Annotated in this window: 16 protein-coding genes and 1 pseudogene; 7 read left to right on the forward strand and 10 right to left on the reverse strand. The window is 65.1% G+C overall.

All coding sequences use genetic code 11. The features are described 5' to 3' along the window. Positions 1-24: 24 nt before the first annotated feature. From U8330_RS15810 to U8330_RS15820, 3 genes and pseudogenes are all read left to right on the forward strand, one after another. Positions 25-828 carry an SDR family NAD(P)-dependent oxidoreductase gene (locus U8330_RS15810; RefSeq protein WP_323106206.1) on the forward strand — a complete coding sequence of 268 codons (804 nt, stop codon included), beginning with the start codon at positions 25-27 and terminating at the stop codon, positions 826-828. Between the two features lie 182 nt (positions 829-1,010). Next, positions 1,011-2,642, forward strand: a complete 1,632-nt coding sequence (locus U8330_RS15815) for an LTA synthase family protein (protein WP_323106207.1) — start codon at positions 1,011-1,013, stop codon at positions 2,640-2,642. Continuing rightward, positions 2,632-3,955: pseudogene (locus U8330_RS15820) on the forward strand (capsule biosynthesis protein). Before U8330_RS15815 ends, U8330_RS15820 begins: the two are co-directional and overlap by 11 nt. Here U8330_RS15820 and U8330_RS15825 read toward each other — a convergent pair. From U8330_RS15825 to U8330_RS15850, 6 genes are all read right to left on the reverse strand, one after another. After that, the gene (locus tag U8330_RS15825) at positions 3,925-4,935 is read right to left on the reverse strand and encodes a KpsF/GutQ family sugar-phosphate isomerase (protein WP_323106209.1); all 1,011 of its coding nucleotides are present in this window, start codon (positions 4,933-4,935) and stop codon (positions 3,925-3,927) included. The pseudogene U8330_RS15820 and the gene U8330_RS15825 sit on opposite strands and share 31 nt — an antisense overlap. Before the next feature lie 169 nt (positions 4,936-5,104). Then, complete coding sequence (locus U8330_RS15830) at positions 5,105-5,593, reverse strand: Rrf2 family transcriptional regulator (protein WP_323106210.1); 489 nt, start codon at positions 5,591-5,593, stop codon at positions 5,105-5,107. 196 nt (positions 5,594-5,789) lie between these two features. Continuing rightward, a complete protein-coding gene (locus tag U8330_RS15835; RefSeq protein ID WP_323106211.1) occupies positions 5,790-5,996 on the reverse strand; it encodes a hypothetical protein in 207 nt (68 codons plus the stop codon). A gap of 76 nt (positions 5,997-6,072) precedes the next feature. Further along, entirely contained in the window at positions 6,073-6,225 is a 153-nt protein-coding gene (locus tag U8330_RS15840; protein ID WP_323106212.1) for a hypothetical protein, read from the reverse strand. 383 nt (positions 6,226-6,608) lie between these two features. Continuing rightward, a complete protein-coding gene (secD, locus tag U8330_RS15845) occupies positions 6,609-9,146 on the reverse strand; it encodes a protein translocase subunit SecD (protein WP_323106213.1) in 2,538 nt (845 codons plus the stop codon). A 93-nt stretch (positions 9,147-9,239) separates the two neighbouring features. Then, positions 9,240-9,653: a hypothetical protein gene (locus U8330_RS15850; protein WP_323106214.1), complete on the reverse strand. Its 414-nt coding sequence runs from the start codon at positions 9,651-9,653 to the stop codon at positions 9,240-9,242. 443 nt (positions 9,654-10,096) lie between these two features. On the opposite strand from U8330_RS15850, the gene U8330_RS15855 reads away from it, so the two are divergent. Continuing rightward, positions 10,097-11,185 carry a hypothetical protein gene (locus U8330_RS15855; protein ID WP_323106215.1) on the forward strand — a complete coding sequence of 363 codons (1,089 nt, stop codon included), beginning with the start codon at positions 10,097-10,099 and terminating at the stop codon, positions 11,183-11,185. Between the two features lie 53 nt (positions 11,186-11,238). Here the strand turns inward: U8330_RS15855 and U8330_RS15860 are convergent, their stop codons facing one another. Genes U8330_RS15860 through U8330_RS15870 form a run of 3 tightly spaced genes read right to left on the reverse strand, consistent with a single transcriptional unit; the run spans position 11,239 to position 14,401 of the window. Next, positions 11,239-12,471: a glycosyltransferase gene (locus tag U8330_RS15860; RefSeq protein ID WP_323106216.1), complete on the reverse strand. Its 1,233-nt coding sequence runs from the start codon at positions 12,469-12,471 to the stop codon at positions 11,239-11,241. After that, a complete protein-coding gene (locus tag U8330_RS15865) occupies positions 12,468-13,544 on the reverse strand; it encodes a radical SAM protein (protein ID WP_323106217.1) in 1,077 nt (358 codons plus the stop codon). Before U8330_RS15865 ends, U8330_RS15860 begins: the two co-directional genes overlap by 4 nt. A 20-nt stretch (positions 13,545-13,564) precedes the next feature. Then, on the reverse strand, positions 13,565-14,401 hold the full coding sequence (locus U8330_RS15870) for an NAD(P)-dependent oxidoreductase (protein ID WP_323106218.1): 837 nt from the start codon (positions 14,399-14,401) through the stop codon (positions 13,565-13,567). Positions 14,402-14,647: 246 nt separating this feature from the next. Here U8330_RS15870 and U8330_RS15875 point away from each other — a divergent pair, with 246 nt between their 5' ends. From U8330_RS15875 to U8330_RS15885, 3 genes are all read left to right on the forward strand, one after another. Continuing rightward, on the forward strand, positions 14,648-15,868 hold the full coding sequence (locus U8330_RS15875) for an FkbM family methyltransferase (RefSeq protein WP_323106219.1): 1,221 nt from the start codon (positions 14,648-14,650) through the stop codon (positions 15,866-15,868). Then, positions 15,865-16,941 carry an FkbM family methyltransferase gene (locus U8330_RS15880; protein WP_323106220.1) on the forward strand — a complete coding sequence of 359 codons (1,077 nt, stop codon included), beginning with the start codon at positions 15,865-15,867 and terminating at the stop codon, positions 16,939-16,941. Before U8330_RS15875 ends, U8330_RS15880 begins: the two co-directional genes overlap by 4 nt. 105 nt (positions 16,942-17,046) lie before the next feature. Next, positions 17,047-17,859 (forward strand): cephalosporin hydroxylase family protein, encoded by an 813-nt coding sequence (locus tag U8330_RS15885; RefSeq protein WP_323106221.1) that lies wholly within the window; start codon positions 17,047-17,049, stop codon positions 17,857-17,859. Between the two features lie 100 nt (positions 17,860-17,959). Here the strand turns inward: U8330_RS15885 and U8330_RS15890 are convergent, their stop codons facing one another. After that, complete coding sequence (locus tag U8330_RS15890) at positions 17,960-19,063, reverse strand: radical SAM/SPASM domain-containing protein (protein WP_323106222.1); 1,104 nt, start codon at positions 19,061-19,063, stop codon at positions 17,960-17,962. Positions 19,064-19,080: the final 17 nt, after the last annotated feature.

Genomic DNA, 19,080 nt, shown 5'->3' on the forward strand with positions numbered 1-19,080 from the left:
CATGCGTCCTGACCGCACGCTCTGATGCCCGCCCGCCCGCCGATCGCGCACCCGCCGCATGTCATCATCACCGGCGGCTCCAGCGGCATCGGGCTGGCGCTGGCGCGGCTCTATGCCGCCAGGGGCGCCCGAATCTCGCTCATCGCGCGTGGCCGCGATGCGCTGAACGCAGCCCGCTTGAGCCTCGGCACCCAGGCCTCCCTTCATGTCGAAAGCGCGGATGTGGCCGATGGCGAGGGCCTGGCCCGCGCCGTGGCCGCCTGCGAGGCCGCCCTCGGCCCCTGCGACATCCTGATTGCCAGTGCCGGCATCGTCGAGCCCGGCCGCTTCCTGGAGCAGGATGCGGCAAGCGTCGACCGGCAGATCGCGGTCAATCTCCAAGGCTGCATTCATGCGGTGCGCGCGGTCTATGCCGGCATGGCTGCGCGGGGCGCGGGCCGCATCATGCTCGTTTCCTCCGGCGCGGCATTGATCGGCATTCCAGGCTATGCCGCCTATTGTGCTGCCAAATCCGGGCTGCGCGGTTTTGCCGAGGCGCTCGCCTTCGAAGCGGCGCCGCTCGGTATCACGATCGGCATCTGCTATCCCCCGGATACGGAAACGCCGCAGCTCGACCGCGAGCGGCTGACCCGGCCGAGCGAGGCCGAGGTGATCATGGGCACGGTCAAACCCTGGCCAGCCGTTCGTGTCGCCGAACGAATCAGGGTCGGCATCGACCGCGGAGAGCGCGAAGTGTTTTTCTCGCCTACGCTCTTTGCGCTGGCGCGGCTCGCGCCGCTCATCCGCCCCCTGCTTCTTACCTGGTTTGCCCGCCGGTTGCGGCGCTAGGTGGCAAAGGGTCGTGCAGGCTGCTTGCCCGCCCCTGCAATTGGTTCTAGACCAAGGCCGATCGACAGGGTGGAGGCCGGACCACAGGCGGGCGACGACCGCCCTTTAAGCGGCAGACACAGGTTTCGACCCGCCGAAGATCCGGCCGACCGGATTTTTGGATGCGACCATGAGGGTATGCGTTGGCGACGATCTCGCTTGAACTCCACGATTATCCGCGTTTGCTGACCCTTGCCTGTTTCGTGCTGGCGGCCACGGTCATCGTGCTGACCGACAAGTTCGCCCTGCCTGCCCGCGAACGGCGGGTGCATACGCCGCCGGGGCGCGGCCCGCTCGGCATCGTCCGCGATGTCGTGGCGCGGCTGCCGGTGATCGCGCTGATCTTTACCCTCTTCTTCGCCATCTCCTGGCGCCCGCTCTATGCCGCGGCGGGCTGTATGAGCTTTTTCATCATCTTCACGGCCATCTCGCGCGCCAAGTACAAGTTCATTCGCGAACCGCTGGTCTTTTCCGATATCGCGCTGGTTGCCGACGTCTTCAAATACAAGTCGATCTTCTATGCGAATTCGCTGAACATCGTCTTCTGGATCATCGCCTTCCTCTACGTCTTCGGCGTCTCTGCGCTCTACATGATCTTCGAGCCGAGCATTCTGCCCGGCAATGCCAGCCATTCGAAGCTGTTCTGGATCGTCGTGCTCGTGCTCTGTGCCGATCTGCCCTGGATCGCATTGTTCTGGGGCCCCGTGAACCGGCCCATTGCGGCGCTGGTCGGCCGGCTGGTGGGCAAGCCCAACGCCAAGGTTTCCACCGTTCGCTTCGGCACTTTCGTCTCCGTCATTTTCCACTTCATCCTCTGGCTCGGCGTGCGCCGCGAGAAGGTGGTGGCGGGGATGCAGGAGGCCTTCTTCGCCGCCGTCAACGAGCTGATCGGCCACGACGCCGACAACAAGGCGCCGCTGGTGCTCGTCTGGCAGTCGGAATCCTTCCTCGACATGCGCCATTACGGCGTCGATACGATCCGCCTGCCGACCATCGACCGGCTGCAACGCATGGCGACCCAATGGGGCCGTCTGTCGACGATCTTCGAGGGCGGCTACACGCTGCGCACGGAATTCGCGGTCCTGAGCGGGCTGGAGCCGGACGACCTGCATGTGGATGCAAGCTACCCCTATCTGCGCGCCCGGCACTATACCGACCTCGTCTGGCCGACCAAGCTCAAGAAGGCCGGCTTCACCACCCATTTCGTCCACCCCTATGACCGCACCTTCTTCCTGCGCCACAAGGCCATGCCGCTGCTGGGCTTCGAGGAGATGACCATGCTCGACAAGTTCGAGCACAATCCCTCGCGCGATGGCCCCTACGTGTCCGATGCCGCGCTGACGAAGAAGGTGATCGAGATCATCGACACGCAGACGGATTCGGCCGGCAGCTTCGTCTTCGTCGCCTCCATGGCCAATCACGGCCCCTGGGAGCCAGGCCGCGTGCCGGGGGTCAGGGATCCGGTCGGCATCTATCTGGAAATCCTGCAGCAATCGGACAAGGCGCTCGGCCAGCTGGTCGACCATCTGAACGGTCTCGATCGGCCGGTCTGGCTGGTGTTTTACGGCGATCACGCGCCGCTGCTCAAATCCTTCGCCGATCCCTTCCCCGATCCGCGCACGGACTATTTCATCGTGCCGCTCGCCACGGCGCGCAACGCCAAACAGGCCCCGGGCTTCCCCCGCAACGAGGCGCCCTGGAATCTGCTGCGCGCCACGCTGAAACACGCGAATATCCACAAGGATGTGACCCATGAGGCCGACCCTGACCGCTGAGAGGGCGGCGGGGCATCGGACCTTCCTGTTTCTCGAAGGCCCCTCCTCGCCCATCTTCATGAAAATCGCCGACCGGCTGGAGGCGCAGGGTCATCGCTGCCTGCGGATCAATCTCAATCTCGGCGACCGGATCTTCTGGCGCCGGGGCGGCGGGCACGATTATCGGGGACGTCCGGAAGCTTGGGACGCCTATATCGATGCCTTCCTCCGGCGCGAGGCGGTCACCGACCTGATCCTGCTCGGCGAGGAGCGCCCCTACCACCGCACCGCCTGCAGCGTGGCAAAGCGGCAGGGCATTGCGATCGCGGTGATCGAGATGGGCTATTTGCGACCCGACTGGCTGACGCTCGAACGCGACGGCATGTCCTCCAACTCGCATTTTCCCAACGACCCGGACCGAATTCTCGCCGCAGCAGACGGGCTTCCGGAGCCGGACTGGACGCGCCGCTACAGCCAGACCTTTCTGGCAGAGGCCTGCTATGATCTGCTCTACAATCTGCCGAACGCGTTTCTCTGGTTCCTTTATCCGCATTACCGCCGGCATGCGATCACCCATCCGCTGATCGAATATGCCGGCTGGCTGCGGCGGCTCGCCGGCGAGCGGCGGGCGAAGCGCGCGGCGGACATGCTTGTCGCGCGCCTGGACGCGGAGGACGCGCCGCTCTTCATCTATCCCCTGCAGCTGCAGACCGATTTCCAGCTGCGCGCCCACTCCCCCTATCGCGATCAGCGCGAGGCGATCGAGGAGATCATCGCCTCCTTTGCCGCGCATGCGGACCAGCGGGCGCGGCTGGTCGTCAAGATCCATCCGCTCGACAACGGCTTGATTGACTGGGCGGGCGAGGTGCGGCGGCGTGCCGAGCGCAGCGGCGCCGGCGACCGCATCGTCTTCCTCGACGGTGGCGACCTGAACCGGCTGATTGCCCGTTCTGCCGGGATCGTCACGGTCAACTCGACCGTGGGGCTGCACGCGCTGCAGCAGCGCAAACCGGTCAAGGTTCTGGGCGCGGCCGTCTTCGACATCGCCCGGCTGACCGACCAGCAGCCGCTCGACCGGTTCTGGCAGCATCCGATGGCGCCGGATGCCGCTCTCTGCTCGGCCTTTCTGCGGCTGATGGCGGCGGCGATCCAGGTGCGCGGCAATTTCTACTCCGCAGCCGGGACGGATGCCGGCGCAACGGCGATTGCAGAGCGGCTCCTGTCGCGGACGATGAACGAGCCCGGCGCCTATGTCGATCCGCCGCCGCGCAAGCGGCCGGTCAAGCGCAGCACCTGACGAGCGTCAGGCGACACCCGCCCTTAGAAGATCGTGAATGTGGAGGATGCCGGTCGGACGACCGGTTTCGTCGATCACGAAGAGCACGGTTACCTTCTGCGCCTGCATGGTCTGCATGGCGGCACTCGCCAGCATCCTGGGCGGAATGACGCGCGGCTTGCGCGACATGACATCCTCGACCGCCGTTTCCAGGAGGGCGCCGGACATGTGGCGGCGCAGGTCGCCGTCGGTGATGATCCCGGCAAGCCGGCCGTCGCCATCGACGATGCCAACGACGCCGAATCCCTTGGCCGACATCTCGATCACCGCCTCGCCCATCCGGCTGCCGAGCGGCAGCAGGGGAAGCGCCGAACCGGAATGCGCAAGCTCTTCGGCCAGCGTCAGCTGCGCCCCGAGCTTGCCGCCGGGATGGAAGGTCTTGAAGTCCATGGCGGAGAAGCCCCGCCGTTCCAGAAGCGCGATCGCCAGCGCATCGCCGACGGCCAGTTGCAGCAGCGCCGAAGTGGTGGGCGCCAGCCCATGGGGGCAAGACTCGGCCACGCGCGGCAGAACGAGCGCGATGGTGGAATTGCGCGCGATCAGGCTTTCGGCATTCGAGGTAATGGACACGACCGGCACCTTGAAGCGCTGGGCGTAGGTCAGCATGTTGCCGAGCTCCACCGTTTCGCCCGACCAGGACAAGAGGATCAACAGATCGTCGGAGGTGATCATGCCGAGATCGCCATGGCTCGCCTCGGTCGGGTGGACGAAATAGGCGGAGGTGCCGGTGGACGCGAGCGTAGCGGCAATCTTGCGGCCGATGTGGCCGCTCTTGCCGACACCCGACACGACGACGCGCCCCTTGCCCTGCCCGATCAGGCCGACGGCATCGGCCAGCGAGCGCGACAGGACGGGATCGGTCGAAAAGGCCGTGTTCAGCGCGGTGACGCCCTCGAGCGTCGTTGCCAGCGAGCGGCCGATCGAGGCCAGCGCATGATCCGCCTCGCTGCCACCGTCTTCCATCTGTCTCACAGCCATTGATGATCCTCCACGCGACGCAGCGGCGTGCAGCCCTGCTCCTGCCAGGCATCGTCGAAAACGGGACAAGCGGACAGGTCCGCGCCATGGCAGGGGCGGCTTACCGCGCAGGCCGGCAAAGATCAATGGCGCCGCGCCCGCAGGCGCCACGCACGTCGGAAGCGGTGACTCAGATCACGCGCTTGACGACCGGATCCTTCGAGCCGGCCTCGATCGGCGTGGCCGGGCGTGCGGGCGTCATGTCGGGATTGTTGACGAAATCCTCGAGCGTCATCGTGTCGAGGATATCGGCCATCGCATCGCGCACCACGGTCATGGAGCGACGGACCTCGCAGGTGTCCGGATCGTTGCAATCGTCGCAGATTTCATAGGCCGTGCGGCTGGCGCAGCGAATCGGCGCGAGCGGACCATCCAGCGTGCGGATGACATGACCGATGCGGATCTGCGAGGCGGGACGAGACAGGGAGTAGCCGCCGCCGGGGCCCTTCTTGGACTTCAGCACGCCGGCATTGCGCAGCTCGAGCAGGATGGCGTCGAGGAACTTCTTGGGAATGTTGTTGCGCGTGGCAATTTCCGTGATGAATGCCGTCTCGCCCGGATCGAGACGCGCCAGATCGACCAGCGCCTTCAACCCGTACTTTCCCTTTTTCGTCAACATCCGACCGCTCTTTCACGACGCGCAGGCGGCAATGGTCCAGCCCTGCGAATTCCACCTGCTTTAGCACAAGACTAAGCCGGCGGACATGAACATACGCTGAAAAGTGGCGAAACTTCTGTATCGGAGGTGACAGCTGCGTGATGATGCCAGCGCAGGCTGCGCTGGCAAGCGGGGGCTCAATCAGACCCCATCGCACTCACGCCGCAAGACCGGGGCGCGGGCGCGCAATGCGTTCGGCCGCCAGATGCGCTTCGACGGCAGCCCGTGCTTCGGCGGCCGTACGGAAGCGGCGCGCATCGAGGTCCCAGACCTGATATTTGACGGCGACGAACTTCAGCCATTCCGCATCGGGAACGACGACGCCGACCGGCTCTCCATTGTAGTCGATGACTTGCTTGCTCATGTCAGTCTCTCCCCCGCGCTGAAACGCACGGTTGTCTCAATAGGCTTGCCTGGAAATGTCTGCTGTTTGGTCCGGATCACATTCGCGGCGGCGAACAGATCTCGCATGCAGGTCCGGCGGGCCGACACCAAAGCTCGGCAGCACCAAGGGCAAAGCCCATATCCTCGGCAAGGCGAAAGCCACAGAAAGTGGCGGCACGAGCAAGGTCGAACACGGCAATGTCGAACATGGCACTCTCCTTTCAGCTCAGGCCCCGACGCAGGATGCGGGCGGGGAGGTGGACAAAGGCCGGGGACGACCCCCAGCATGTCTGAACGCTAGACTAATCTAGCAATCGAGTCAATTTCAAAACCGATCTCTACGCAAATTCATTCCTAGATTCTCAAGATCGGGGAATGATCAAGCGCATTATGCTCAAACTGCCTTTCACCGCGGAAACTCATCCTAGTACAGCAGAATCGCGATCTTGGCTGTTCCATCGATCTCGAGCCCCGATATAGGCAGAGTCGGCGACGAAAAAAGGGCGGCTCCGAGAGCCGCCCCATGAAATTTTGGTGACAGTGCCGAAACGCCTCGCAGGCAGGACGACCCTGTCTGCGAGAGGCCGCTCGATCAACCCTTGGCCGGCTGGCCGGGGCCCGCTTGCGGGGCGCGCTGCGCCTCGCGCTCGGTCCACCAGCGGCTGAGGAAGAGGAGGATCGGGCCGCCGATATAGATCGACGAGGTGGTGGCGACGATGACGCCGAACACCATGGGCCAGGCAAAGGGTTTGACCGGATCACCACCCCAGATAGCCATCGGCAGCAGCGAGGCGAGGATGGCGACCGAGGTGAAGATGCATCGCATGACCACCTGGTTGATCGACATGTCGATCAGCTCGGAGAAGGGCATCGACTTGTACTTGCGCAGGTTCTCGCGCATGCGGTCATAGACGACGACCTTGTCGTTGACCGAATAGCCGATAAGCGTCAGCACCGCGGCGATGGCCGTGAGGTTGAAGTCGATCTGCGTCAGCGCGAAGAAGCCGATCATCTTAGTAATGTCGAGGATGAGCGTCACGATCGCGCCAATGGCGAAGTGCCATTCGAACCGCCACCAGATGTAGAAGAGGATCGCCACCATGGCGAGCCCGACGGCCAGGAAGCCGGAGCGGGCGAGCTCGGTGGAAATCGTCGGACCCACCACTTCGGTGCGTTCGAAGCTGGCGCCCGGAACGGCCTGCGCCACGGCATCGCGGATGGCGTTGAGCGCCACCGTCTGCTCGGCCTCGCCGCCCGGCTGGCGCTGGACGCGCACCAGAACCGACTTGCCCTGGTCGAAATCCTGCAACGCTACTTCGCCGAGATTCAATCCCTCCAGCCGCTCGCGCACGACAGGCAGGTTGAGGGGCTGCTGCGAGGTCGCCTCCACCTGGATGCCGCCGACGAAGTCGATGCCGTAATTGAGGCCCGGGGTGAAGAACAGGACGACGGAGCTGATCGACAGGAAGGCCGACATGCCGATGGCGACGAAGCGCCCACGCATGAAGGAGAAGCTGGGCAGGGCCGGAACCTTGCCGAAGATCGAATGAATCTCGATCTTCTTCATCTTCCGGCGCACGACCATCTGCTGCATCATCAGGCGCACAACGGTGATCGAGGTGAACATGGAGATGACGATGCCGATCATCATGGTGATGGCGAAACCGCGCACTGGCCCGGTGCCGAACAGGAAGAGCAGCAGCGTGCCGACGAGCGTCGTGACGTTGCCATCGACGATCGTGGCATAGGCCTTGTTGAAGCCGACATCGAGCGCCTTCATGGCGCCGGCACCGTTTGCCGTTTCTTCTCGGATTCGGGCATTGATGAGGATGTTGGCATCTACCGCCATGCCGATGCCAAGAATGATGCCGGCAATGCCGGGCAGCGTCAGCGTCGAGCCCAGCATGCCGAGCACGGCGATCGTCAGGATCGTGTGGAGCAGCAGGCCGAGATTGGCGATGACGCCCCAGGACGTATAGAGCACCAGCATCATCAGGCAGACGGCGAGGAAGCCGGCAAGACCGGTATAGACACCCATGCGGATAGAGTCCGAGCCGAGGTTCGGGCCGACGGACCGTTCTTCGATGATGGTGAGCGGTGCCGGCAGAGCGCCAGAGCGCAGCAGGGCCGACAGCACGGTCGCTTCCTGGGCAGTGAAATTGCCCGAGATCTGACCCTGCCCGCCGATGATCGGCTCGCGGATGACCGGCGCGGTCAGGACCTTGCCGTCGAGAACGATGGCGAAGGGCTTGCCGACATTGTCGCGGGTGATTTCGGCGAACTGCCGGGCGCCCTGCGCATCGAAGGAGAAGGAGACGATCGGCTCGTTGGTCTGCTGGTTGAAGCCGGCCTTGGCATCGGCCAGGCGTTCGCCGGAAATGGCGACGCGGCTCTCAACGGCATATTTGCCGGGATCATTGGCGCCGGGCAGGATGTCGACGCCGCGCGGCGGCGTGCCGTTCGGATCGACCGTCTGGTCGACCATGTGGAAGCTCATCTGCGCGGTGGAGCCGAGCAGCTGGCGCAGCCGCGTCGGATCCTGAAGGCCGGGAAGCTGGACGAGAATGCGGTCGGAGCCGACGCGCTGGATCAGCGGTTCGGCAACGCCCACCTGGTCGACGCGGCGGCGGATGATTTCGAGGCTCTGGTCGACGGCGGCGGTCATGCGCTCGCTCAGGCCCGCCTCGGTCAGGCGCACGGTGATCGCCTCGTTGGCGTCGGTAACCTCGATATCGGAGGTGGCCGTGCCGAAGCCGAGCGGGCTGGCCGGCGCGGCAAGCTCCTGCACCTTCGGGCGAACCCGGTCGCGCACGGCGGCATCGGCAATGGTGACGACGATGGAATCGCCGGCGATGCGGGCCGAGGACACCGGCACACGCTCGCCGCGCAGAATGCCGCGCAGCTCGTCGAGCAGGGTGTTGAGACGCGCCTGACGCAGGCCGGCCGCATCGACCTCGAGAACGAGATGCGAGCCGCCCTTCAGGTCGAGGCCGAGGGTGACCGGGGGGACGGGCAGGAAGGCGGCATAGCGCTGCCGCTGCTCGACCGTCAAGACATTGGGGAGTGTCGCGAGAATCCCGAACAGGGTAATCGCGACATAGGCCAGAACGGCCCATTTCGAAGTGCGCATGAGAATGGATCCAGGTACGCAGGCCATGCCTTTTGAGGGCAGCCTGCCAGTTTGGCGTCTGGCAGCGCTTGGCGCGCCGCCGCTAGAAAGGGGTCAGCCGATGGCGGGCGGGGCCCGTGCTTCCGGCGTTGAAGCCTCGTGCGCCCGAATGGCCGCAGAGGGAAGCGGGCTTGAAAGGGCAACACCCTGCAGGCGTGCCAGGCGAAGACCGGTGGCGGGAAGAAACGGATCGGGCCCGGCGGGCAGCGGCTTGGCATCCGTACGGTCGGCAAGAAACCGGAGCTCAGCGACAGGAACGGCCCTGAGCGCCTGGCGCGCCGCCACCTCGGCTGCGCCGTTTTCCGGCGCCGCGCCTCGGCTTGCCGTGCCTTCGGAGGCGATCCTGGCCGCAACGAGTTGGGCGGAGGCGACGATCGGCATCGCCAGCATGGCGGCAACAAGCCAGACAAGCGCCACCAGCCGTGCCGGTTCGCCCCTCCACCTCGTCTTGCCTGATCCGCGCGTCACGGCGTTTCGCCCTTTTCCGCCCTGGCGGAGGCCGGGGGCCTCGCCTCCCGCTTGCATCCGCTTGAAATGCGCGCCTAAGAACCATCGACCGGGTCCAAAGTCAAATCACGAGGACTCGCGGCCTGCGCAAAAAAAGCGCCGCAGAACGGGACGATCCTGCGGCGCGAGAGGGACAGTCGGTCGCCGAGGCGGCATGAAGCAGCGCGGCGACCAGCAAACCCTAATGCAGCAGGTTTTCGCGGACGATTAAGTCGATCACGACGATTTTACGCGTTTAACGTTTTGCCGGCGCAAACCAGCCTCGCGAAAGATTGTGGCTCTAGATCTTGCAGCATCGTCGGGTGGCTGCGCGGCGGCCGTGTCCGCACCATGGCAGCCAGCGCCCGCCCGACGTCATTTCGATCCTTCCGCAGCGGCGAGTGATCGAAGGTTTGGAGATCCCGATGACCCTGCTTTCCATCTGCCTTCCCGTCGAAGCCGCCGATCCGGCCGCCGAGCCGCTGCTTGCCACGCTCCTGGCGAACCGCGAGGCGGAGATCGAGGTTCTCGTGTCGCTTGCGCCCGGCGCCACGCTCGAGGCCCCCGCCGATCCGCGCGTCTCTTTCGTTCCCTGGCCGGAAGGCCGTGGCGCCCAGGCCGCCTGGCGCGCGCTGGTCGCCGCGAGTGGCGGCGAGTGGGTCACGCTCGTCAAACCCGGCGATGCGCTGGAAAGCGACCTTGCCAAGGTCGTCAGCTTCCTGAAAACCAATGTCCCCGACATCGACGCGCTTGGCTGGAACATCTTCCAGATCGACAGCCGGGATGAACCGACGCGTGCCGGCCCCGTGGCCATTCCCGTCGACTATCAGATCGAACGCCTCTCGAAGGATGGCATGCTCAAGGCCTTCTTCTATTGGGAGGGCAGCCTGAACGTGCCGAAAATGCCGTTCGGCCTTTACCACGGCGCCGTTCGCCGCTCGATCGTCGAGGGCATCCTCTCGCTGCCGGAGGCGAGCGACTGGCAGACACTGGTGCCGCAGTATGAATGGGCGGCCAAGGTTCTGTTGTTCGCGGACAATCTGGCCTTCTGCGCGCGGCCGCTTTCGGCCATCAACGTGCGCGGCTATGTGCCCGCCGCCGACGTCAATCCCAATTGGGGCTTCCCCTTCACCGCCGCGCTTGGCCTGACCGGTGCGATCGCCGAAGTGCAGTTCCACTGCCTGCGCGAGTTCGGCACCGCCTTCACCGCCACGCAGGACTTCGTGCGCGCCTGCATGATCGATGCGATGATGGAAACCGAGCGGCCGCTCTTCGTGCAGAAGGGCAACGCCTATTTCGAGGCGCTGCAGCGCTTCGACCATGTCAACCTGGCGCCGCTGTTCAGGCCCGAATTCCGCGAGCCGAAGGCGCAGGATCGGCGCCGGGGCCTGCATGGCAAGGCGCTGATGGTGGATCGCTTCATCGGCGGTGCCCGCGATGCGCGCGAGTTCTTCGGCATCGTCCGCTCGATGATCGCGCCCGTCGGCCTTATCTGCGGCGGAACGGTCGCCTGATCGTTACCGTCTCTTCTCTCTCAAGCCCGCGGCGGGGCTTTTCTCATGGCGTGTCAGCCGCGAAGCGAGGGGTCGTCCGGCAGGGCGGCGCGGAAATGGGCAAGGCTGCCCTTGGCCTCCGCCCCCTCGCCCGAGAAGCGGGCGAGCAGCGGCCGCGGATCGGCGGCGTCCCATCCCGCGCGCATCTGGGTCTGGAGAAACCAGTCGGCGCCTCTCCTGCCGAGGACGAGGGAGAAGTCGATGCGGCGCTTCTCCACCTGCATCAGCTCCCGATAGAGCGCCGTAAAGGCTGCCGCCGAGGCTGCGGGCGTCTGCCGCGCGGCGGCCTGCATGGCGCGCGCACCCATGGCGGCCGTGCCCGCCGCGTCATCGAGCATGGCATCCAGACGGGCCGTGGCTTCGGCGGGGCTCGCGGCCAGCCAGCCGCTGACGCCGGGCTCGATGATGCAGCGCTCGGCCGGATTGTCGAAGGCGAGCGGCACCAGGCCGAGCGACATCGCCTCGACGAGACCGTTTTCCCCCGTGCCGTAATGTTGGGGCTGGAGGAGGTAGAGAAAGATGCCGGCCTCGCCGAGGCTTGCGGCGGGATCGGCCGTATGGCCCTTGAAGACGATGCGCTCCGGGTGGCGCATCGCCCGCGCGGCGGCGATGACCGCCCCATCCGGGTCTACACCGCCCCAGAGCGTGACCTCCACCGGGTGCGACAGCGCATCCACGACCTCGAAAAAGGCCGGGCTCATCTTGGCGAAATCGAGCGTGCCGAGCGAGGTGATGCGCTGCGGATGGCGCTCGGCCGCCGGCACCGATGGTGGAACGGGAAACCCGAAGCCGCTGCCGATGACGCGAAGCCGGTCGCGGACCTCTGCACCGAGCTCCGCCACCATGGCCTGCTGCAGCGAGCAGGGAGAGGTGAAGACGAAACGATCGACCGCGCCGAGAAGCGCCGCGGGGACGAAGGGCGCAAAGAGCCCGGAAATATGGCACCAGACGAGGCTGCGCAGCGGCGGTAGGTCGCTCCCGCACAGCGCGGCATAGAGACGGGGGTGGTTCCACCACTCGATCTGCACCACATCCGCCGCCGCCGCCGCGCGGCGAAGGGTGGCCGCATCCGGCGCGACAGTGATGCGCGCGCCGCTGGCCTCGATCTCATCGGCAAAACGCCGGTCGCGCGGAGGCTCGAGCAGGCAGTAGTGCCGCTCGATCGCCGGGTCGCTCGACGAACAAAGGGCGGCATGCGCCTTGCCGACGCCGCCGCCCAGATGCGCTGCGATGTGCAGGACCTTCATTCGGCCGCGATAGGCGCCGGGATCCGCATGCCGCCGGGGGCACGGACGGCGGGATTGAGCGGCACGACCGCGCGGAAGCGCTCGAGCAGCATTTCGCGATAGGGGTCGATATTGTCCGGCAGGCAATGGGTCAGCTGGCCGCAATTGCCGCAGGTCTGATTTTCGCAGCGGCGACCTTCCAGATGCTGGAGGCGCAGCGCGTTCATCGTGTCGGAGTTCCAGATCTCCTTCAGCGACTGGGTGCGCACATCGCCGATGATCAGCTTGCGGCCCCAATCGAGGAAGCAGGAGGAGACGAGGCCATCGGCATTCACCGAGCAGCCGTAGAAGATATAGGGGCAGGTATCGGTGTTGCCGATCTCCTGCTGGTAGATGCCGGTCTGGATCTTGACGCCCGTATGCTTCTCAATATCGAATTCCGGCCAGCAGGGTGCGAAGTTCTCGATGAAGATGCGGTCGGCATAGTCGCCGAAGGTGTCGAAGAATTCCTGCTTCTGCGCTTCGGTGATCAGCTCGCCCGGGATCTTGATCGAGATTTCGCACTGGCCCTTGTTGTCGTAGAGCCACTTCACATTCTCGACGAAGGTCGGGAAATCGAAGTTGAAGCCGGTGAACTGGAGATACTGGTCCTTCGTCATGCCGTCGACGGAGATGTTGATCTTGTCGATGCCGGCGGCCAGAATCGGCGCCATGCGCTCGGGCGTGATGAAGGTGCCGTTGGTGGTCGTATCGATATATTCGACCCGGCCGCTCGCCTTGGCATAGGCGACCATGTCGGCGAAGCGCTTGTTGAGCAGCGGCTCGCCATCCTTGTACATGCGAAGGACCTTGATCGGCTTGTCGAAAGCGGCGAGGTCGTCGATCACCTTGGTGAAGACCTCATACTTCATCGCGCCCTGATACCGGCCGGTTTCGGCGATCATGTCGCGGTGCCCCGTGGGGCAGAAGGTGCATTTGAAATTGCACGAGCTGGCCGGATCGACGAAGACGATGAACGGCGTTTCGAGCGGAATGACCGTTTCCAGCGCGGTGCGCCCGTCGAGATTGATGCGGGGCTTGATTTCAGCTTTCATCGGCAGGTCTCCGGCGGCCATCAGCCTTTGGAAAGGGCGTTGCAGTGACCGACGACCGCCGGCGGGTCGGTCGCGTTGAGCGGCGCCGTTCCGAACTCCAGCAGGTCGCGCCTGCCATAGTCGTCGGCGATACGCTCCGCGAGCTGGCGGATCGTCACGGCCTCACCAGAACAGATATTGATTGCGCCAGGCTGACCTGTGTCCACCACATCGGCGATCATCGCGCCGGCCGCAGCCACATCGAGAAAGTCGCGAACTTGCGTTCCCGCCGAAAGCTTCGCCACCTCGCCGCGTTCCAGCTGCTGGCGCAGATAGGGCACCAGCCGGCGCGGATGCTCGCCTTCGCCGAAGAGGTAGAAGAGCCGGCACCAGGAAAACCGCGTCCGGCGGCTGGCGAAGAAGGCCTCGAGCGTGAGGAAGCTCGACAGCTTGCAGGCGGCATAGAGGCTGGTCGGGCCGGTGGGCGCGTCGATGCTCAGACGGTCGCCCGGCAGCCGGTATTCGAAACAGGTGCCGACGCCGATGACATGGTCGACGCCCGCGGCCTCCGCCCCCTCGGCCAGCCGCAGCGTGCCGGCAAGACAGGCGAGATTGTCCGGCGCATCGAGATAGCGCCCCGGCTCGACGAACCAGGCGGCGTGGATGACCGTCGACATGCCCTCTGCAGCCGCCTGCCACCAGGAAACGGGCTCGGAAAAAAGATCCGGAGTCTCGATGCTGCCTGCGACCGGGGCGGCGAGCCGGCCGGCGGAGTTCGGGCGCAGGATGGCCGTGACGGCATGGCCGTTGGCGACCAGCCGCTTGTGGATCTGGCGTCCGACAAACCCGGTGGCGCCGGTCAGGAGGATGTGAGGCATGGCAAGGTCCGGGAAAGCTGGTGGCTGTTAGGTCATCGAAAAGGAACGGCGGCTGTGCGGCGCGAGGACGAATCGCCCGCAGCCTCTCTTTCGAGCACTATAGCCTCGACGGGCACGCGGGTTGCAGCCCCTTGGACGTCCGCCCCCTTCCGAACGCGCCTCCGCGCGGCCCGGCAAGGGGGCCAGCTGGAACAAAACTTTGCCGCGAGCGCCCGCGGCGGGCGCCGATGGGAGGAGCCACCTGTGATGCAGACAGCCAGACCGCTTGACCGTCCCGATGGCGCGCATCGCGGCCGGCGCTTCGCCCGCTGCCCCAATCCCGACCAGGCGATCGCTCTTCTGCATGAGATCAACCGCGCAGAGAGCCGCTTTGCACCCGTGCGGCCGGCGCGGCCCTTGGTGCTCTATGGCGCCGGCAATCTCGGTCGGCTTGCCCGCGACCATCTGCGCAGCGTCGGCCTCGACTTCGCCATGGTGGTCGATCGCCAGGCCGAGCGCCTGGCAGGCGATCCGGCCTGGGCAGGCGTGCGGCTGGTGGCGCCCGATGCGGTACCGGAGAGCATCAAGGCCGACTGCCTGCTTGCCGTCAGCATTGCCCAGAGCGCCTATCTGCCGCTCGAACTGGAGCTGATGGCCGACGGATGGCAGCATGTCGTGCCCTTCTACGATGTGGCCGAAAGCTTTCGCGACCGTCATCCGCTTTCGAACGGCTGGTTCGCCCCGCCGCTCCTCCCCCACGAGCTGGAGGCAACGGAGGCGGCCCTTGCCCGCTGGGACGACGACCTGTCCCGCGCCCATCACCTGCAGTTCATCGCCTGGCGGCGGCTGCGCGAGGAGTGGACCTTCGAAGGTGCGCCGGTGACCCAGTGCGTACGGTTTTTCATTCCGGAAATCCTGGCCCGGCTGGGCACGCGCGCCGTGCTGGTGGATGCCGGCGCCCATCATGGCAGCGTTACCGAGGCCTTCCTGGCGCAGACGGAAGGCCGCTTTGCCGGGGTGCTGGCGCTGGAGCCGGACGATGCCAACCGTGCCGGCTACGCGCGTTTCCTCGCCCAGCGCGACGCAGACACCCGCACGCGCATTGCGCTGAGCCCGATGGCGCTCGATGCGCAAGCCGGCGAACGCTGCTTTCATGCCGGCCTCGGCTATGCCTCGCAATTCTCGTCCACCGGCCGGACCATGGTGGAAACGACGACGGTGGATGCGCTGAGCGGCCATGACGGGCTGGTGCCGACCTTCCTCAAGCTGCATCTGGAAGGGGCGGAGCTGGCGGCCCTGAAGGGCGCGCGCCGCACGCTTGCCCGCCACCGGCCGCTGGTCGCCGCCACCGTCTATCACAATGACGACGGCCTCTTCCGCACGCCTGCCTTTCTTGCCGACACCCTCCCCCAAACCACCCTCCTCTTCCGCCTGCACGGCTGGTGTGGCACGGGGGCGGTGGTCTATGCTGTTCCCAATGGCCGATGATGACGACCTTCGCAGATCTTGAAGCGCAAGCGGCCCGGCTGCGCGCCCGTTTCCCCGCTCCACTGACCGACAGCGGCCGGATCGCCCTTTACGGCGCCGGCTTTCTCGGCTCATGGGCGATCACGTGGCTCAAAGCGCAGGGAATAGAACCGGTCGGCTGCATCGACGGCGATGCCGGCAAGCAGGGGCAGCTCCTGGAGGGGGTCGAGATCCACGGGATCGAGGCGCTGCCCGCCCTTGCGCCGGACCTGACGCTGATTACGGCCCGCCACGCCGTCGGCCCGGTCTCCGACCGGCTTGCGCAGGCAGGATATGCCGCCGTTTCGCTCGACGCCTGGTATGTTGCCGACCAGCTCGCGCGGTTTGCCGAGTGCCTGGCCCAGTTGGAGGATGAGCGCTCGCGCGAAACCCTGATCGCGGTGCTTTCGGCCATGCTGTCCGGCGACCGCGCGCCGCTTTCCACGGTGTGGGAGCCCAGCCAGTATTTTTGCCTGCCGCGCTTCTGCGGCATCGAGCGGGAAGCCTATGTCGATGCGGGCGCCTATGTCGGCGACTCGATCGAGAGGTTCATCTGGGCCAATGCCGGGGTTTTTTCCACCATTCACGCCTTCGAACCGGCGCCCCGCCAATTTGCGGCCCTGACGGCGCGGCGCGACCGACTGGACCAGGAATGGGCACTTGAGCCGGACCAGATCCGCCTCAACCAGGCTGGGCTGTCGAGCGGCAGCGGCCGCATGTCGGCAAAGAGCGCCAGCGGCCTTCTGCAGAGCGTGGCCCTGCAGACCAGCACAGAGGGCGAGATTGCCGCCGTTTCCCTGGATGCTTATCTGGAAGGTGAAAAGGTCACGCTGATCAAGGCCGATGTCGAAGGCATGGAGCTGCCGCTGCTTGCCGGCGCGGCGCAGACGATCCGCCGGCACCGACCGAAGCTCGCCATCTGCGTCTACCACTATCCACCGGACATTCCGGAGATCATGGCCGAGATCCGCGGGCTCGTGCCCGACTATCGCTTCAGCCTGAGACATCATTCGCCGCAGCTGATGGAGACGGTTCTCTATGCCTGGGTCGAGTGAGCGGCCAGCTGCGCCGCCTCGCCTGCCCCTTTCAGTTCGGTTAGAACGAGAAACAGATTCGATTGTGCTCACGGTCAGCGATGTGACCTTACGAGGAGAGACTGGATGGACCCTGTAGAAGACTTCCGTCAGCGCGTTGATCGCAACATCAAGGGGATCGGCGCGGATCGCGACTTCCTCGGCCTGTCCAACATCTGGATTCGCGAATCGATCCGCCACGAATATGCCCAGAACTTCACCTGGCTCGGCCGGCCGATCATCCAGGTGCCGCAGGACAGCTATGCCATGCAGGAGCTGATCTGGGCCTGCCGCCCGGACCTGATCATCGAAACCGGCATTGCCCATGGCGGCTCGCTGGTGCTCAGCGCCTCGATGCTGGCGCTGCTCGACTACACCGATGCGGTTTCCGCCGGCGCAGTCCTCGATCCGCGCGCCAGCCGGCGCAAGGTGGTTGGCGTCGACATCGATATCAGGCCGCACAACCGCGCCGGGATCGAGGGGCATCCGCTGGCCCACAAGATCCAGACATTCCAAGGCTCCTCGGTCGATCCGGCGCTGTTCGGCGAAATCGCGGCGATCGCCAAGGATTACGAGCGGGTCATGGTATTTCTCGATTCCAATCACACGCATGAGCACGTGCTGGCCGAACTGGAGCTCTATGCGCCGCTGACGACGCCAGGCTCCTACTGCGTCGTCTGGGATACGGGCGTCGAGGACCTGCCGGACGAGATGTGCGCCAACCGCCCCTGGGGCAAGGGCGACAATCCGAAGACCGCCGTCTGGGCTTACATGAAGGCGCTCTCCGAGGAAGGCCGCCAGGCTGCCGACGGCGCGCCGCTTTCCTTCGCCTACGACCGGACGATCGAAAACAAGCTGACGATCACGGCATCGCCGGATGGGTTTTTGAAGCGGGTGTGATCGCAACCAAGGCCGTCTCTCTGCCTAGGCGACACAGCGTTTGGAGACGAGCGAAAACCCGTCTCCATTGACTGCACTGAACAGCCGTTACTCGCGTGCTTCAGGCAGAGAAGGCGGGTTCCTCCGCCGGTGGCGCGATCCAGCTCTGGATCGCCCCGATGGTCTCGTCGGAGAACTGGGAGAGATCGACCTGGGTCCGGTTTCCGCAGCCGGCACACAGCTTGATCTCGTTGCAACGCCCTTCGAGATGTTTTTTGCGGATATCATGCAGGGCGGCGGAGTCGACGATCTGCGTCAGGGTGCTGACGGCCGCAGGTTTGGCTGGAACCAGCGATGGGGCCAAGGGCGGGACGGAAGTTTCCACCAGCCGACCCACGGTCATACCGTTGAAGACGTCCGAGCAGCACGCAGAGACCTTGCCGTTGTGCATGATATAGAGGAGGTAGAACGGGATCTCGCAGGGCGAGGAGAAGTCCTGCTTGTCGTTCAGCATGCCGACCCCGACATCCACCAGCGGCATTTCCTTCAGATGCACGAAGTTGGAATGCTCGCACGCGGCAAGGAAGGTTTGACGGACGGAATCGGAGTCCTCCGGCACCAGGCCGTAGGCATTGCTGCTCTCCCGCGTGAAGTACTTGATGAAGAGCTGCACGTCCCCGCGCGCCTCGATGACGGGAATGCAGGCCTGCACGTTTTCGACGACCCGTCCTGCCTCATCGCTCTTCTTGATGTCGAGATAGCGGCCCTGATCGATGGTATCGAGGCTGATGTGGATCTCGTCGAGCCCGGCATCCGCAAGCTCGGTCAACTTTTCCGGTGTCAGCAGAACACCGTTCGTGATGACACGCGTTTTGCGGGCAATGCCGGCAGCGACGACCTGCGCAACCATCGCCGGAAGCTTCTTGTTCAAAAGCGGCTCGCCATTGCCGTAAAACTGCATCATCTCCAAAGGACCGCGCAGAGCGCAGTAGTCCTGAATGGTTGCCAGCACCGTTGCCCACGTATCCGGCTTCATGAGTCCCGCGTTTTCGCGGAATTTCGGTGCACGGCCGGAATGCGCATCGCAGAACGTGCATTTGAGATTGCAGCTTGAGGCAACCTCGACGATCAGGGTCATGATCCGTCGCTGCTCCAGCGCACGGAGCAGGTTTTCTTCGCGAGACGCCTTCTGCGCAGGATCCTTGGCTGTTTGAAAGGTCAGCATCAGTTTTCCTCGAAATC

This window comes from Rhizobium sp. CC-YZS058, from assembly GCF_034720595.1.
GTDB lineage: Bacteria > Pseudomonadota > Alphaproteobacteria > Rhizobiales > Rhizobiaceae > Ferranicluibacter.

Bases quoted from the DNA above. Each gene is read 5' to 3' on its own strand.
- U8330_RS15890 (WP_323106222.1), bottom strand. From the start codon at position 19,063: ATGCTGACCTTTCAAACAGCCAAGGATCCTGCGCAGAAGGCGTCTCGC.
- U8330_RS15870 (WP_323106218.1), bottom strand. From the start codon at position 14,401: ATGCCTCACATCCTCCTGACCGGCGCCACCGGGTTTGTCGGACGCCAG.
- U8330_RS15880 (WP_323106220.1), top strand. From the start codon at position 15,865: ATGATGACGACCTTCGCAGATCTTGAAGCGCAAGCGGCCCGGCTGCGC.
- U8330_RS15875 (WP_323106219.1), top strand. From the start codon at position 14,648: ATGCAGACAGCCAGACCGCTTGACCGTCCCGATGGCGCGCATCGCGGC.
- U8330_RS15830 (WP_323106210.1), bottom strand. From the start codon at position 5,593: ATGTTGACGAAAAAGGGAAAGTACGGGTTGAAGGCGCTGGTCGATCTG.
- U8330_RS15860 (WP_323106216.1), bottom strand. From the start codon at position 12,471: ATGAAGGTCCTGCACATCGCAGCGCATCTGGGCGGCGGCGTCGGCAAG.
- U8330_RS15835 (WP_323106211.1), bottom strand. From the start codon at position 5,996: ATGAGCAAGCAAGTCATCGACTACAATGGAGAGCCGGTCGGCGTCGTC.
- U8330_RS15865 (WP_323106217.1), bottom strand. From the start codon at position 13,544: ATGAAAGCTGAAATCAAGCCCCGCATCAATCTCGACGGGCGCACCGCG.
- U8330_RS15885 (WP_323106221.1), top strand. From the start codon at position 17,047: ATGGACCCTGTAGAAGACTTCCGTCAGCGCGTTGATCGCAACATCAAG.
- U8330_RS15855 (WP_323106215.1), top strand. From the start codon at position 10,097: ATGACCCTGCTTTCCATCTGCCTTCCCGTCGAAGCCGCCGATCCGGCC.
- U8330_RS15825 (WP_323106209.1), bottom strand. From the start codon at position 4,935: ATGGCTGTGAGACAGATGGAAGACGGTGGCAGCGAGGCGGATCATGCG.
- U8330_RS15840 (WP_323106212.1), bottom strand. From the start codon at position 6,225: ATGTTCGACATTGCCGTGTTCGACCTTGCTCGTGCCGCCACTTTCTGT.
- U8330_RS15810 (WP_323106206.1), top strand. From the start codon at position 25: ATGCCCGCCCGCCCGCCGATCGCGCACCCGCCGCATGTCATCATCACC.
- secD (WP_323106213.1), bottom strand. From the start codon at position 9,146: ATGCGCACTTCGAAATGGGCCGTTCTGGCCTATGTCGCGATTACCCTG.